A 16379-nucleotide genomic window follows, 5' to 3' on the forward strand; every position below is an offset into this window, starting at 1 on the left:
ATAGAAAGGGTGAAACAATGCGTAAAATAGTAATCGCAGGTAATTGGAAAATGAATAAAACATTGCAGGAAGCGAATGCATTTTTACAGGAAATCAGTGACAAGGTTCCTGGTAATGAACGGGTGGAATCCATCATTTGTTCCCCTTTTCCATTTTTGCCTTCCCTCGTGGAAAAAGCAAAAGGGACAAATGTAAAAATTGCTGCACAAACGATGCATGAAGCAGAAAACGGAGCCTATACCGGGGAAGTCAGTCCGGTCATGCTGAAAGATATCGGGGTGACCCATGTGATTCTGGGACATTCCGAGCGCAGGGAACATTTTGCCGAAACGGATGAATCCGTAAACCAAAAAGTACTTGCGGCTTTTTCCCATGATTTAACTCCTATTGTATGTGTCGGAGAAACCCTGGAGCAAAGGGAAGCAGATGAGGCAATGAATCACATTGAAAGCCAGGTAAAATCAGCATTAAAAGGTGTGCAGGAAGACCAGGTGAAAGAAACAATTATAGCTTATGAGCCGATTTGGGCTATTGGCACAGGCAAAACAGCGTCAAGTGAAGATGCAAATGAAGTATGTGCCCATATCCGACAAGTGGTGAAAGAACAATTTTCCGGTGAAACCGCAGAAAAAATCGTTATTCAGTATGGGGGAAGTGTAAAGCCCGCCAATATAGAAGAATTGCTGGGACAGCCGGATATTGATGGAGCATTGGTGGGCGGTGCCAGCCTGGAAGCGGAATCCTTTTTACAGCTTGTGGAGGCAGGTAAACAATGACAGACCATCCATTAGCAGCATTAATTATACTTGATGGGTTCGCTTTGCGGGATGAAGAGATGGGAAATGCTGTCAAGCAGGCAGACACGCCTAACTTTGACCGTTACTGGAACCGCTACCCCCATCAGCAGTTGAAGGCAAGCGGAGAAGCAGTAGGACTGCCGGAAGGCCAAATGGGAAACTCAGAAGTAGGGCATTTAAATATAGGTGCCGGCCGGATTGTATATCAAAGTTTAACAAGGGTAAACCTGTCCATTAAGGAAGGCGACTTTTTTGAGGTGGAAGCATTTTTAAAATCAGTGCACCATGCTAAAACCAATAATAAAGCCCTGCATTTGTTTGGTCTTCTTTCCGATGGTGGTGTTCACAGTCATATTAACCATTTGTTTGCCTTGCTGGAACTCGCTAAGGACAAAGAGCTGGATAACGTGTATGTACATGCATTTCTGGATGGACGGGATGTCGGTCCGCAAACTGCTGGAGAGTACATCAAACAAACGGAAGATAAAATGAAAGAGCTCGGTGTTGGACAATTTGCCACTGTATCAGGCAGGTACTATTCGATGGACCGGGATAAACGGTGGGATCGTGTAAAAAAAGCGTATGATGCCATGGTAAACGGAAAAGGTCCGACCTACCGCAGTGCCATGGAAGTCGTTGACGATTCTTATAAAAATGAAATCTATGATGAATTTGTCATCCCGTCCGTCATTGTCGATGAAAACGGCGAGCCTGCAGGGAAAATACAGGATAATGACTCCATCATTTTTTATAATTTCCGTCCGGACCGCGCGATCCAAATTTCCCGTACTTTTGCCAATGCTGATTTTCGGGATTTTGACCGCGGAGATAATGTGCCAAAGGATCTGGACTTTGTCATGCTGACGGATTTCAGTGAAACAGTGGATGGATATGTTGCATATAAACCTGTAAACCTGGACAATACCGTTGGTGAAGTGCTTTCCCAGTACGGAGTGAACCAATTGAGGATTGCGGAGACAGAAAAATATCCACATGTTACCTTTTTTATGAGCGGGGGCCGGGAGAAAGAGTTCCCTGGTGAAAAACGGATTCTCATTGATTCGCCGAAAGTGCCTACGTATGATTTGAAGCCGGAAATGAGTGCTTACGAGGTAACAGATGCACTTTTAAAAGAGCTGGATGCAGGAGAGCATCAGGCGATTATATTAAACTTTGCCAACCCGGACATGGTAGGACATTCCGGTAAATTAAAGCCGACCGTTGAGGCGGTGGAAGCGGTTGATGAATGCTTGGGAAAAGTCGTGGATAAAATTACTGAATTGGGCGGATATGCTATTATTACAGCAGATCATGGCAATTCGGATGAAGTGGTGACACCGGATGGAAAACCGATGACTGCCCATACCACAAATCCAGTGCCGGTTATCGTAACCAAAGAAGGAATTGAGCTGCGTGAGGGTGGTATTTTAGCGGATCTGTCACCAACATTGCTTGATTTACTGCAGCTGGAAAAACCGGAAGAAATGACAGGAACTTCCCTGATAAAAAAAGATAAATAATATTTATTTGAGATTCAAGCAAAATAACTAATAAAGGAGAGATTTTAAATGCCATACATTACAGATGTTTATGCACGAGAAGTATTGGATTCCCGTGGAAATCCGACAGTGGAAGTGGAGATTTTTACAGAATCAGGCGCTTTTGGTGCAGCCTTGGTACCGAGTGGGGCATCGACCGGAGAACATGAAGCGGTGGAACTGCGGGATCAGGATAAAGACAGATACTTGGGCAAGGGAGTATTAAAAGCAGTACAGAATGTAAATGAGGTTATTGCTCCTGAACTCGTAGGTATTGATGTAACCCGACAAAATATCATTGACCATATTATGCTGGAGCTGGATGAAACAGAAAATAAAGGGAACATGGGCGCCAATGCCATACTGGGTGTATCTATGGCTGCGGCACATGCTGCTGCAAGCTACCTGGAAATTCCTTTATACAACTACCTTGGCGGATTTAATGCAAAAACCCTGCCGACACCAATGATGAACATTTTAAACGGAGGGGAACACGCAGATAATAATGTGGATATTCAGGAATTTATGATTATGCCGGTAGCTGCGCCAAATTTCCAGGAAGCGTTACGGACCGGAGCGGAAATTTTTCATTCCCTGAAAAAAGTGCTGAAGGATAAAGGCTACAATACTGCAGTCGGAGACGAAGGCGGATTTGCGCCGAACCTCTCATCAAATGAAGAAGCTCTGCAGACGATTGTGGAAGCAATCGAAGCAGCCGGTTATAAACCCGGGGAAGAAATTCAATTGGCCATGGATGTCGCTGCATCTGAAATATACGAAGACGGAAAATACAATTTGAAAGGGGAAGGTGTTGTCCGTAATTCCCGTGAGATGGTTGACTGGTATGCGGACATGGCAGATAAGTACCCAATTATCTCTATTGAGGATGGGCTGGACGAAAATGACTGGGAAGGCCATAAACTGTTGACAGACCGCCTTGGGACCAAAGTACAGCTGGTAGGCGACGACCTATTCGTAACGAATACAGCAAAACTTGCCCAGGGAATTGAGCAGGGGGTCGGCAATTCTATTCTGGTAAAGGTCAATCAGATCGGTACCCTGACAGAAACTTTCGAGGCTATTGAAATGGCCAAGCGTGCCGGCTACACCGCAGTCATCTCCCACCGTTCCGGGGAGACAGAGGATGCAACCATCGCCGACATTGCCGTTGCAGCCAATGCAGGTCAAATTAAAACAGGCGCCCCGTCCCGTACCGACCGTGTAGCAAAGTATAATCAATTGCTGCGTATTGAAGACGAACTGGCAGGCATGGGTGAATATGCCGGATTACATGCTTTTTATAATTTGAAGAAGTAATTTGAATAAAAAGAGAGGCAGCGGGTGCTGTCTCTTTTTTTATAGGATTCATGATAGATGGGAGCATCTATCGCAGGTGGGCTGGCTTTTTCTGCTCCCTGGTGTTCTGCCTGTAAACATACAGATTTTTACTTGCAGCATGTTTGAAAACTATTTAACATTAGTTAACGGGAGGTGGGAGAAATCGATATTTTAAACACAATAAAAGAGCGCCGTTCTATACATAAGTTTAAAAAAGAAGAAGTAGATACTGACATATTAAAAGAAATCTTCACTTATGGATCCTATGCACCGTCTCATTACATGAAGGAACCATGGAATATAAAAATATATCAGGAAAACGGAAAAAATGCGTTTGTTGATGCCATAATAAAAAGCTATCAGCGGATCGGTATGATCAAAAATAATCATGACCCAAAGACATTAAAAATGATTGACTCCATGACAGCTTTTCTATTGGCTATTCCACATCACGCTGTTATTTATTTTGAAAAAGAGGATGACCAGGTACGCTATGAAGAGGAATATTCTTCTGTCGCTGCCTTTATTCAAAATGCACAATTGGCAGCCTGGGAATATGGTGTAGGAATGCTATGGACGGTTACCCCTTATATGCATGATCCGCAGTTTGCGGTGGAGATTGGATTGGATCCTGAACGGTTTAAAATTGCTGCCGTCATGCAAATCGGATATCCGGAGCGGGTGCCAAGGGATAAAGGGAGAACCCCGATGGAAGAGAAAATGGAATTTATTCGGGGATAGTTTTGGCGTGGTTGAAATAAATAGATGTTCTCAGACCGCGCTCTTTATTTATAATTATTTGGACATGCGACCGGAGGGTGAGATTTATTAAATAATAATATGTGCAATTATTTTAATTTTTTAGTATACTAAGGTTATCTTTATATTAAAGAAAGGAATTGTAATATGCTACTAAAACCCCGTACGAAAACCTCTGAACTGCTCATCCTGGAATACCTCAACACGAGAATGACCCTATCCTCAAAGGACAAGCAGCATTATACAAACCTGGCAAAAGGCTATGAAGGAGAAAAGAAATTTGATTCTTGGACGGAAAAACTTCAATGTGACTGCATCATACTAAATGGCTTATTACTGGAAGTGAACAACACCACGTTTCAAATTGATTCGCTCATCATCACAGCAGACAAAACTTACTTTCATGAAGTCAAGAATTTTGAGGGAGACTACGTATATGACTCAAAAAAAGATGAATTCTTCAAAAAGCCACATTACAAAGTTGTTAATCCATTACATCAGATGGAAAGAGGTCAAACGCTGTTGAATCAATTGCTTTTTAAGAATGGATTCAATATTCCTATTGAAGCTGCTGTGGTTTTTATCCACGAAACATTTACTCTATACCAAGCCCCTCTTGAAAAGCCATTTATTTATCCAAACCAAATGAAAAGATACTTTAATCAGCTGCAGTCTAAATCTTTAAAGTTAGGAAAGCACCACCATCTATTGGCTGGTAGGTTAATGTCACTTCATATTACTGATTCTCGTTTTATGTATACCCCATCCTATAGTTTTGAACAGCTTCGTAAAGGGATTACATGTAAGAATTGCAGGTCATTTTCTGTGTATATTAAAGGAGAGAAGTGTATATGTGAACAATGTGCATGTGAGGAGATGATTTCGAATGCTATCATACGGTCTGTGAGAGAATTTCAGCTGCTTTTTCCAGAAAAAAAGATTACTACAAACATTATTCGGGAATGGTGCCAGATTGTAAAGACAAACAGAACAATAATTAAGGTACTGGCTCAGCATTTAGAGGTAGTAGGTAAAAATCGTTGGGTTTATTATAAATAGTATTTACTCTGATACATGCCGGGTGTAAATGAAGCTTCAGCGTGTATTATAGACGCCCTTTCAGGTACATGCTAGTTGTAAATGAAACTTCAGCGTGTATTATAGATGCCCTCTCAGGTGCATGCTATTTGTAAATGAAGCTTCAGCGTGTATTATAGACGCTCTCTCAGGTACATGCCGGGTGTAAATGAAGCTTCAGCGTGTATTATAGACGCCCTTTCAAGTACATGCTAGTTGTTAAATGAAACTTCAGCGTGTATTATAGATGCCCTCTCAGGTGCATGCTAGTTGTAAATGAAGCTTCAGCGTGTATTATAGACGCTCTCTCAGGTACATGCCGGGTGTAAATGAAGCTTCAGCGTGTATTATAGACGCCCTCTCAGGTACATGCCAGGAGTAAATGAAGCGCAACCGTGTAGTATAGCGCCCCCCTCTACTGCATGCCTCTATCAAGCTAAGCGTGTCCGTGCATCACATGCACTCTCTCAAGTACATGCTAGTTGTAAATGAAACTTCAGCGTGTATTATAGATGCCCTCTCAGGTGCATGCTAGTTGTAAATGAAGCTTCAGCGTGTATTATAGACGCTCTCTCAGGTACATGCCGGGTGTAAATGAAGCTTCAGCGTGTATTATAGACGCCCTTTCAGGTACATGCCAGGAGTAAACGAAGCGCAACCGTGTAGTATAGCGCCCCTCTCTACTGCATGCCTCTATCAAGCTAAGCGTGTCCGTGCATCACATGCGCCCTCTCAGGTACATGCCAGGAGAAGAATAAGCTTAACCATGTAGTATAGACGTCCTCTCAAGTACATGCTTGGAGAAAATAAATCCCAACGTGTACCATAAGCGCCACCACAGCTACATATCTGGAGAAAAATCAACCCAGCCATGTATCATAGCCGTCTCCTCTACAACAAGCTTGATGCATTTTATGCTCAACCATGCGTCAGAGAATCTTATTCAGGATTTAATCGGATGTTTTTTCTGGATGTCATTCGTTCATTTGGGATCCGTGCTTCAGCATCGGCTACCCACCAAACAAATAGAGCGCCTGAACCTCCACGGTTTCAGGCGCTCCCTTTCATTACTGCGTTAAATCCTTGACAAAATTCACAACTTCATCTGCTGTTCCCATTGTCAGGATGTCATTTTTGCGGGCTGCCAAATCCTTTTTGGACAGATCGCGGATTTGCGTTCTTGCCGGCAGTATGGATGTTGCACTCATGCTGAATTCATCCAGTCCCAGGCCGAGCAATATTGGAATGGCGATGGAGTCACCGGCCATTTCACCGCACATGCCAACCCATTTTTCTTCTGCGTGAGCAGCTTCAATTACATGGTTTATTAAATTTAAAATTGCCGGGTGGTATGGCTGATACAAGTAGGATACCTGTTCATTCATTCGGTCTGCAGCCATCGTATATTGAATTAAGTCATTCGTACCAATACTGAAGAAATCAACTTCCTTGGCAAATTGCTTGGCAATTACTGCCGTGGATGGGATTTCCACCATAATACCAACTTCAATTTCATCGGATACATCAATGCCGTCTTTCTTTAAGGCATCTTTTTCTTCCATAAGGATTGCTTTGGCCTGTCGGAATTCTTCCAGCGTGGCAACCATCGGGAACATAATTTTCAGGTTTCCATAAACACTTGCCCGCAGCAGGGCGCGCAGCTGTGGCCTGAACACATTTTCATTTTCCAGGCAAAAGCGAATGGCACGGAATCCTAAAAATGGATTCAGCTCCTTAGGCAAATCCAAATAATTTAATTCTTTATCCCCGCCAATATCCAGTGTACGGACAACTACCGGTTTGCCATCCATTTGTTCCAACACCGATTTATAGGCATTAAACTGTTCATCCTCTGTCGGAAGTTCATTTTTCCCCATATATAAAAATTCTGTCCGGTAAAGTCCTATACCTTCTCCACCGTTATTTAATACACCGGAAACATCTTCAGGTGTACCGATATTGGCTGCAAGCTCCACCTGTTCCCCGTCCTTGGAAAAAGTAGGCTCATCCTTTAATTTTGCCCATTCTTCTTTTTGTTTTTCGTGCATTTCCTGCTTCTCTCTGTACGAATTTAATTCATCCTCGGACGGGTTAATGATCACTTCCCCTTCATTACCATCGACAATAAGGACATCATCCGGCTGCACAGCCACGGTTATTTCTTTCGTGCCGACAACTGCAGGTATTTCAAGAGAGCGAGCCATGATAGCAGAGTGGGAAGTACGTCCACCGATATCTGTTGCAAACCCTTTTACAAAATCACGGTTTAATTGGGCTGTATCAGACGGGGTTAAATCATTCGCAATCACGATTACCTCTTCATCAATTAAAGCCGGATCAGGAAAGGTGACGCCAAGCAAGTGTGCCATTACCCGCTTTGTTACATCCTGAATGTCTGCGGCACGTTCGCGCATATATTCATTATCCATATCTTTAAACATATTGATAAACATATCAGCGACTTCCTGAAGAGCAGCTTCGGCCATCGCCTGATCTGTTTTAATTTTTTCTTTCATTGGATCGATTAATTCCGGGTCACTTAACACAAGTAAATGGGCAGAAAAAATTTCAGCCTGTTCTTCTCCAATGTTTTCCTTTGTATTTTCCCTGATTTTTTCCAGTTCCTGTTTGGAAATATCGAGGGCCTTATTTAATCTTTCTATTTCTTCATCAGGGTGATTAATTTCCTTTTCATCAAAAGATAGATCCGGTGCTTGCAGGCGGTATGCCTTTGCAATTGCTATACCGGAAGAAGCTCCGATTCCTGTTATCTGTGTCATTGCTACCAACCTTTCTGGGAAATTCCTTCTATTCCATTTTAAACTTTGGGGCTCTATGTGACAACTAATTCATGTGTTCGCTTATCCATTTATAAACAGCTGCATAAACGTCCGAATTATTGATTTCATTTAAAAGTTCGTGCCTTTTACCGGGAAACAGCATAGTGGTTATGTCTTGCAGCCCGGCTTCATGATAAAGTGCTGCAGCTTTCCAGACGCCCTTCGCATAATCACCTACCGGATCCTCCTCTCCGCTAATAAATAATAAAGGTAAATCCGCCCGAATAGATTTGTTTAATTTTACGGATTGAATCCATTTTATTCCTATCATCAAATCGCGAAAGAAACGGGCAGTCGGTACAAAACCTGTAAGCGGGTCTTCTATATAGTGACGAACTGTTTTTTCATTCCTTGACAGCCAGTCAAATGCAGTTCTATTTCTGTTGATTCTTTTATTATAGTTGGCAAAAACAAGGGAATTCATTAAAGTTGATTCTTCTTTAGGCGGAAGTGTCTCTGCAAGTTGCCGGGCGAGAAACAGTTTCCACTCTGGTGTATAACCCGTTCCTGATAGTATGGCAGCTTTTACTGATTCACTGTATGACTGTAGATAGAGCCGGATCAGAAAGGATCCCATACTGTGTCCAAACAGAAATATCGGTACTTTTGGGTGTTCCCTCTGGATGAACTTTGTAATCACAAATAGATCCTCGGCAGTACGATCAAAACCGTCCTCATCTGCAAAGTAACCCATTACACCCTGTTTTTGGCCAGTTTGTCCATGACCGCGATGGTCATTCCCATACACGAATATACCAAGCTTCGTTAAATAATCGGCAAAATCGTGATACCGTTCAATATGTTCAATCATACCATGGGCAATCTGGACAATTGCATTTGGCTGCCTGTTTGCTGTATACCATTTCTTCACATAGACTTCCACCTCATCATCCATTGTCATCCAAAATGATTTTTGCATATGACTATCCTTTCCTTTATTATATTTTTTACTAATTATGAGTGTAATTTATTCATCCGTCTACTCTCAGCTCTAGTAAAAAAGACTCTATTTAGAAAAAGCGCTTGATATGGAAATCATATCTATGCTAAAGTAATATATAGGCAATTGTCGGTTAAAGAGGGGGTAGCAGGAAAGATGACTGGGATTATTAATGTGTTATTGGTTGTTGTTGGTATTATTATGATCGTTCTTATTTTATTGCAGCCTGGGAAAAGTGCCGGGTTATCCGGAGCTATTTCAGGCGGTGCGGAACAATTATTTGGGAAGCAAAAGGCAAGAGGGGTGGAATACATTCTGCATCGCAGCACGATTGGTGCCGCAGTAATATTCTTTCTTTTGGCTTTTGTAAGTGCGTATTTCCTATAAAAATAATTGACTCTTATCACAAATGTGGTAGGAGTCTTTTTAATTTTGCAATAAGGAATCTGTAGATAAGATGGGTTGAAGCATATTTTTTGATGAATGGACAGAAAACGCTCTCTCATTTTTCAGCAGAATTGATTAAATTACATAATGCATCAAGTGAGTTATTCTTAAGAAATAAGGGTAAAATAGGATGTAGAGAAAGAAAAAGGAGCAGTGAAGTCAATGAAAGTAAAAAAACCGGCACCGTTTACGTTTGAAGCAGGACCGCGTGCGGTATTACTATTACATGGGTATACAGGGAATTCGGCAGATGTAAGAATGCTTGGCAGATACTTGGAGAAAAAAGGGTACACGTCCCACGCCCCCATTTACAGGGGACATGATCAACCTCCTGAAGTCCTGATGAAAGCGACACCGGAAGAATGGTGGGAAGATGTACTGGAGGCTTATCATCACCTGGAAGAACTTGGGTATAAAGAAATTGCCGTAGCTGGTCTATCGCTCGGTGGGGTACTTGGATTAAAACTCGCTTATTCCAAAAAAATTAAAGCGGTAATTCCCATGTGTTCTCCCATGTTTTTTGATAATCAGACCCAGTTAACGAAAGGTTTTCAGTTATATGCAAAAGAATATAAACAACTGGAAGGAAAAGAGAAAGAAACAATTGAAAAAGAAGTGGAGGAACTGATGGAAAGTTCCGAGTCCGGCTTTTCCCGGCTCGGCAGCTTTATAAAAAGCGTAAAAAGCGAAATAGATACGATCTATACACCGACAATGGTCGTTCAGGCAAGAAAAGATGAAATAATTAATACGGAGAGCGCCAATTATATATATGATCATGTGGAGACAGACCATAAGAAGATTCAGTGGTACGAGAATGCCGGCCATGTCATTACATTGAGCAAGGAAAAAGATCAGCTTCATGAGGATATTTACGAATTTCTGGAAGGACTTGATTGGGAAGAATAAAGGATAACTCCATCAATGATTTATAGGGAAAATGATTATATTCAATTGAAAAGGCAAATAATAGGTAAAGAAAGAAGGTGAGCAATATGAAAGATAGAATACAAGCATATTTTAAAGAAAGTGGAACGAAACCACTTGCGGTTCATGAACTGGAAGAAGTTTTTGAGATTGAGGAAGCGGTGGACTTTAAGGAATTGGTAAAGGCATTAAACGAGCTGGAGGATGAAGGGGAACTGGTTCGTACAAGAAAAAACCGCTTTGGTCTGCCTGAAAAGATGAACCTTATTCGCGGTAAAATTCAAATGCATGCAAAAGGCTTTGCATTTTTAATTCCGGACGATGATGAACTCTCCGATATTTATATTCACCATTCAGACCTTGGGTCGGCAATGAATAATGATACCGTGCTTGTCCGCCCGGAATCAAAAGAACAAAAGGATGCACGGGCGGAAGGTAAAGTATTACGGATTTTGGAGAGAGCAAGTACAGATATTGTTGGTACATTTGAAGATAATAGATCATTTGGTTTTGTAATAGCTGACGATAAGCGGATTCCTAATGACATTTTTATTCCAAAGGGAAGCACAAATGGTGCTGTGGATGGCCATAAAGTGATCGTCCGTATAACGGAGTATCCGGAAGGGAGAAAAAGTGCGGAAGGAGAAATCATTGAAATACTGGGACATAAAAATGACCCTGGCATTGATATCATATCCATTATTCATAAGCATGGGATTACGGTGGATTTCCCGGATGAAGTTCTTCAGCAGGCAGCGGAAACCCCGGAGGAAATTTCAGAAGATGAAATCAAGGGGAGACGCGATCTGAGAGATGAGTTAATCGTAACCATAGACGGGGAAGATGCAAAGGATTTGGATGATGCTATATCCGTCAAAAAATTGGATAATGGTAATTTCCGGCTTGGAGTGTATATTGCTGATGTCAGTTATTACGTAAAGGAAGGAACACCGATTGATGAGGAAGCATTTGAAAGAGGGACGAGTGTGTATCTAGTGGACCGTGTTATTCCAATGATTCCGCATCGTTTGTCAAACGGTATTTGTTCCTTGAACCCGCAGGTGGACAGGCTGACGCTGGGGTGTGAAATGGAAATTACGTCAAGCGGTGAAATCGTGGGTCATGAAATTTTTCAAAGCGTAATTCGTTCCAAGGAGCGTATGACTTATACGGATCTAAATAAAATTCTAGTCGATCAAGACGAAGAAACAAGGGAAAAATATAAAGAATTAGTACCTTTATTTGAACATATGGAAGAACTGGCTGCTGTTTTAAACAAAAAACGAATGGGCCGTGGGGCAATTGATTTTGATTTTAAAGAAGCCCAGGTGCTTGTCAATGAAACTGGCGAGCCGACAGATGTAGTACTTCGTGAACGTTCTGTGGGAGAAAGACTGATTGAAGAATTTATGCTTGCGGCAAATGAAACGATTGCCGAGCATTTCCATTGGCTGGATGTTCCGTTTATTCACCGTATTCATGAAGATCCGGATGAGGGAAAGTTGAACACATTTTTTGAATTTCTCGCCGGTCTTGGCTATGTAGTAAAAGGTACGGGAAATGAGATTCATCCACAGGCACTGCAAAAAGTACTGGAGGAAGCAAAGGGTAAGCCTGAGGAGATGATTATTTCCAAGCTGATGCTGCGTTCCATGAAACAGGCAAAATATGATCCACTAAGCATCGGTCACTTTGGGCTGGCAACAGATTTTTATACTCATTTTACTTCTCCGATACGGAGATATCCGGATCTAATTGTTCACCGGTTGATCCGCACCTATCTGCTAAATAAACAGATGGATGAAAAAACACAAAGCCGCTGGAAGGATGCAATGCCGGAGATCGCCCGTCATACATCGGAAAGAGAGCGGGCCGCAGTGGATGCGGAAAGGGAAACCGATGACTTGAAAAAGGCAGAATTTATGAAGGATAAAATTGGCGAAGAATTTACCGGTGTGATCAGTTCTGTAACAAACTTCGGCATGTTTGTTGAGCTTGAAAATACAATTGAAGGGCTCATACATGTGAGCTATATGACAGATGATTATTATCATTACGATGAGCGGAGCTATGCAATGATCGGAGAGCGTACAGCCAATGTGTATCGAATTGGTGATGAGGTTACTGTAAAGGTAGCTGATGTCAATACCGATGAGAGAACCGTCGATTTTGAACTCGTACAGGCCGAAAAGCCAAAAAGAAAAAAGACCATCAAAGCAAAAAAAGCAAAAAATCGCTGAGCCGACAGCCGCCTCAGCGATTTTTTAATTGCCCTTTAAAACATCAGCAATACGACTCCCGGTACATAATTCTTTGTAAATGTAAAACTTTATTGTTGACAGGTCATAATTTGTTGTATACAGTTCAAAATATAATTTGCGAGTTTCCAGGCAGGAAGTGCGAAACTTGTATTGACTTAAATCGAACCAACATTTTCCCCTTCCCCTGCAGGAAGAGGAACAAAATTTGGGGGATAATCAAGTTATTGCTGTATTTGCTGGACAGAAACTTAATTAATTTTCATGAAAAAGGAGCCTTCACGATTGTCTGAAGATATAATTTTAGCCTTTCTATTCACTCTTTTTGCCGGACTCGCCACAGGGATTGGAAGTCTACTTGCTTTTTTTACAAAAACGACAAACACAAAATTTTTATCTTTCGCTCTCGGATTTTCTGCAGGGGTAATGATTTACGTCTCCTTTATTGAGATTTTCCCAAAAGCGCAGGAGTCGCTTATTGTAGAGCTTGGGGCTGCGGGCGGCGTTTGGATGACTGTTGCAGCATTTTTTGCAGGCATTCTCCTGATTGCGTTCATTGACCGTTTTATTCCAAAGCATTCCAATCCGCATGAATTGAAAAAAATTGAAGACATGAAAAAACCTGGGTCGGCGATCGATGACCCGGAGTTATTAAGGATGGGTCTTTTTACTGCGCTTGCAATAACCTTGCATAACTTTCCTGAAGGGATTGCGACGTTTGTATCTACTTTGCAGGACCCGGCACTTGGGCTTGCCATCGCTATTGCTATCGCCATACATAATATTCCTGAAGGGATTGCTGTTTCCGTTCCGATTTACTATGCTACAGGGGACAAAAAGCGTGCGTTCCGTTTGTCATTACTATCGGGACTTGCCGAGCCGCTTGGAGCCGTAGTCGCCTTTTTGATCCTTATGCCATTCTTAAATGACCTGATGTTTGGTATTATTTTTGCCATGGTAGCCGGAATTATGGTATTCATTTCATTGGATGAGCTGCTCCCAGCTGCCAAGAAATATGATGAAGCACATCTCTCCATTTATGGGGTGATAAGTGGAATGGCGGTGATGGCGTTAAGCTTATTGTTATTAATGTAATTTCTGGGCGGTCCTGTTGGATTATACGCGAATATTTGATAAAATAATGTGGATGTATCAGTAGGAGGAAGGCTTATGCCAAAAGGACACGGAAAAGTAATTGCCCAAAACAGAAAAGCATCCCATGAATATTTTATAGAGGATACGTATGAAGCGGGTATTGTACTGAAAGGGACCGAGATTAAATCCATTCGGGCCGGTAGAGTGAGTATAAAAGATTCCCATGCGAGAATTGACCGCGGGGAAGCGAAGCTGATTAATCTGCATATCGCAGAGTATGAACAGGGAAACCGGTTTAACCATGACCCTACAAGAACACGAAAATTGCTTCTGCACCGGAAAGAAATTGATAAGCTGACCGGTTTGATTCAGCAGCAGGGTTATGCATTAATCCCTTTAAAAATTTATATAAAAAATGGGTTTGCCAAGGTGTTGCTTGGTCTCGGAAAAGGGAAAAAGAAATATGATAAGCGAGAGGACCTGAAACGGAAGCAAATGAAGCGGGATGCAGACAGAGCAATCAAGGAGCAAATGCGATAGTCTGCCCGGCGTATTGGTCCATACCATCGAACGTTTGTGCTGCGGGGCTTGAAATTTTTCGGATTTCTGTTATACTAAAGTATGTAAGATCTTGAAAGAAGCTCAATATAATCTTTGAGCGTTTCTCTTTTTACGGGGACGTTCTGGATTCGACAGGGATAGTTTGAGCTTTGGCTGCACGTCGAGGTTACGGCTCGTAAAACGTTATTCGCCTAAATATAACTGGCAAAACTAACAATCAACCAGCTTTAGCAGCTGCGTAAGCAGTACTAAAGCGATCCTTCCTGCGTTCGCCTGTGATGCAGATTGAAGGGTCTCAAATGAAGCAGGCTATACTATCATCCGCCGTCTGAGGATGGTAGTTGAAACCAATCGGACTAGCTGCCTTAAAGCCTGTTGGCAGGCTGACAGGACAGTGAATGATAATATGCCAACTAAGCGTGTAGATGCCTAAGTGGCGATATCTCTGGACGTGGGTTCGATTCCCACCGTCTCCACCAATACATATGTTGGTGGTTTTTTGTTTATGATAGAAGTAGTTACAAAACTAACAATGAAATACACAATTATCTTCTGCCATTTATACGGGGATCCTGAGACCTCTCTTGGAGTTGAGCACAATAGAAAGCGTATGGCTAATTAATTGTATTGCCAGCTTTAGTAATAAGGTCTTCATTGAATAAAGAAGAACTTTTATCTGACAAACTATATATATCTAATTACAGCTCAGCCCAAAGTACCTATTCATGTTCATGGCTATCTTCGTGGTCATGCTCATATTCACCATCCACCTTATACCATAAATATTCATAATGGTCCGTAGGCTCCCGCTTTGTCACGGTCCCATGTTCGTCTGTGTAAATTTCATATTCTCTATATACTTCCACGACATGTCCATCATCTTCCATCGTTTCTTCTAAAATCATTTCCACGGAAGTGAAGGCAGGAAGACCCTCTGCTGCAAATGATGTACTCGCTTCCTCTTCATCCTGGGCGAGATCATTCATTACATTGACACCTTCATAATCCTTCCAATTTTCCGTTGAGTCAAGAAAACCGGTAAATAGGATCAGCCCCAAAACAGAAAGTAAAGCTATACCTGTTCTCATTTCCTTATCTCTCCTTCCTTAATAGATACGTATGAACGAATAATTACAGGTAGTCCAATTTTTTCAGGAAAGTCAGAAAAAATTCCGATCTACCTTCATTACTTTAGAAGATTCATTTCTCAAAAAAGGAAGGAAACGGTTTTTTAAATACAAATGCCCCCATAAGGGAGCATTTGTTTCATGATTTTCTATTAATAGCCACCGTATCCACCGAAAGATGCACCAATAATGATCAGTAGAATAAACAGCACCACGATTAACGCGAAGCCGCCACCGGCACCAGCACCATAACCATAACTCATTATAGCATTCCTCCTTATTAAAGTATGAGAGTGGTACTCCCATTGATATCCTATGCAGGCGATCAGAATTTGTATAGACATCAGTGCAATATTTTGGGGTCATTCGCAATTTACCTTTATCCAATAGATAAAATGTGCTCCTCTTCATTTGGCTGTTCATGCTTTCTTGTTTTGATGGTCTTTTAATCTAAAGCCAAAGGAATTCCGAGTATGAATTCCTTTGGCTACATTTATGACGATTCTTAATAATAACCTATACTGTCAACGAAAGATGCACCAACAATAATCAGTAAAATAAACAGCACTACAAGTAATACAAAGTCTCCACCGCCACCATAACGACAGCCTATTACAGAATTCTTCCTTTAAAAGATAGGATAAAATAATGAGAGTGACACTCTCACTGTTATCT

The 16379-nt window shown here is 41.7% G+C and carries 15 protein-coding genes and 1 other RNA gene; 11 read left to right on the top strand and 5 right to left on the bottom strand.

Features of this window, described 5'->3' with window-relative positions; genetic code table 11:
* Positions 1-17 precede the first annotated feature (17 nt).
* From tpiA to ACZ42C_RS00585, 5 genes are all read left to right on the top strand, one after another.
* Complete coding sequence (tpiA, locus tag ACZ42C_RS00565) at positions 18-776, top strand: triose-phosphate isomerase (RefSeq protein WP_461182527.1); 759 nt, start codon at positions 18-20, stop codon at positions 774-776.
* Positions 773-2317 carry a 2,3-bisphosphoglycerate-independent phosphoglycerate mutase gene (gpmI, locus tag ACZ42C_RS00570; RefSeq protein ID WP_461182528.1) on the top strand — a complete coding sequence of 515 codons (1545 nt, stop codon included), beginning with the start codon at positions 773-775 and terminating at the stop codon, positions 2315-2317. The genes tpiA and gpmI overlap by 4 nt, the downstream gene beginning before the upstream one ends.
* 48 nt (positions 2318-2365) lie before the next feature.
* The gene (eno, locus tag ACZ42C_RS00575) at positions 2366-3652 is read left to right on the top strand and encodes a phosphopyruvate hydratase (protein ID WP_461182529.1); all 1287 of its coding nucleotides are present in this window, start codon (positions 2366-2368) and stop codon (positions 3650-3652) included.
* Positions 3653-3826: 174 nt separating this feature from the next.
* Positions 3827-4414 (top strand): nitroreductase family protein, encoded by a 588-nt coding sequence (locus ACZ42C_RS00580; RefSeq protein ID WP_461182530.1) that lies wholly within the window; start codon positions 3827-3829, stop codon positions 4412-4414.
* A 165-nt stretch (positions 4415-4579) separates the two neighbouring features.
* Entirely contained in the window at positions 4580-5491 is a 912-nt protein-coding gene (locus ACZ42C_RS00585; RefSeq protein ID WP_464891311.1) for a nuclease-related domain-containing protein, read from the top strand.
* 1085 nt (positions 5492-6576) lie between these two features.
* Here the strand turns inward: ACZ42C_RS00585 and ptsP are convergent.
* Entirely contained in the window at positions 6577-8289 is a 1713-nt protein-coding gene (ptsP, locus tag ACZ42C_RS00590) for a phosphoenolpyruvate--protein phosphotransferase (protein WP_461182532.1), read from the bottom strand.
* Positions 8290-8353: 64 nt separating this feature from the next.
* Positions 8354-9268 (bottom strand): alpha/beta hydrolase, encoded by a 915-nt coding sequence (locus ACZ42C_RS00595; RefSeq protein WP_461182533.1) that lies wholly within the window; start codon positions 9266-9268, stop codon positions 8354-8356.
* 177 nt (positions 9269-9445) lie between these two features.
* Here ACZ42C_RS00595 and secG point away from each other — a divergent pair, with 177 nt between their 5' ends.
* The 6 genes from secG to ssrA all read left to right on the top strand — a co-directional run bounded on the left by secG (position 9446) and on the right by ssrA (position 15056).
* Positions 9446-9676 carry a preprotein translocase subunit SecG gene (secG, locus tag ACZ42C_RS00600; protein ID WP_461182534.1) on the top strand — a complete coding sequence of 77 codons (231 nt, stop codon included), beginning with the start codon at positions 9446-9448 and terminating at the stop codon, positions 9674-9676.
* Positions 9677-9898: 222 nt separating this feature from the next.
* Positions 9899-10645, top strand: coding sequence for an alpha/beta hydrolase (locus tag ACZ42C_RS00605; protein ID WP_461182535.1), 747 nt, complete (start codon positions 9899-9901; stop codon positions 10643-10645).
* Positions 10646-10731: 86 nt separating this feature from the next.
* Complete coding sequence (gene rnr / locus ACZ42C_RS00610) at positions 10732-12903, top strand: ribonuclease R (protein ID WP_461182536.1); 2172 nt, start codon at positions 10732-10734, stop codon at positions 12901-12903.
* Between the two features lie 303 nt (positions 12904-13206).
* The gene (zupT, locus tag ACZ42C_RS00615) at positions 13207-14016 is read left to right on the top strand and encodes a zinc transporter ZupT (RefSeq protein WP_461182537.1); all 810 of its coding nucleotides are present in this window, start codon (positions 13207-13209) and stop codon (positions 14014-14016) included.
* Positions 14017-14091: 75 nt separating this feature from the next.
* Entirely contained in the window at positions 14092-14556 is a 465-nt protein-coding gene (smpB, locus tag ACZ42C_RS00620) for an SsrA-binding protein SmpB (RefSeq protein ID WP_461182538.1), read from the top strand.
* Between the two features lie 134 nt (positions 14557-14690).
* Positions 14691-15056, top strand: a transfer-messenger RNA (tmRNA) gene (gene ssrA, locus ACZ42C_RS00625).
* 240 nt (positions 15057-15296) lie between these two features.
* Here ssrA and ACZ42C_RS00630 read toward each other — a convergent pair.
* The 3 genes from ACZ42C_RS00630 to ACZ42C_RS00640 form a co-directional block, all read right to left on the bottom strand.
* Positions 15297-15665, bottom strand: a complete 369-nt coding sequence (locus tag ACZ42C_RS00630) for a hypothetical protein (RefSeq protein ID WP_461182539.1) — start codon at positions 15663-15665, stop codon at positions 15297-15299.
* Positions 15666-15856: 191 nt separating this feature from the next.
* The gene (locus ACZ42C_RS00635) at positions 15857-15967 is read right to left on the bottom strand and encodes a YjcZ family sporulation protein (protein ID WP_461182540.1); all 111 of its coding nucleotides are present in this window, start codon (positions 15965-15967) and stop codon (positions 15857-15859) included.
* 242 nt (positions 15968-16209) lie between these two features.
* Positions 16210-16317, bottom strand: a complete 108-nt coding sequence (locus ACZ42C_RS00640) for a YjcZ family sporulation protein (protein ID WP_461182554.1) — start codon at positions 16315-16317, stop codon at positions 16210-16212.
* Positions 16318-16379: the final 62 nt, after the last annotated feature.

This window comes from Virgibacillus kimchii (assembly GCF_055379185.1).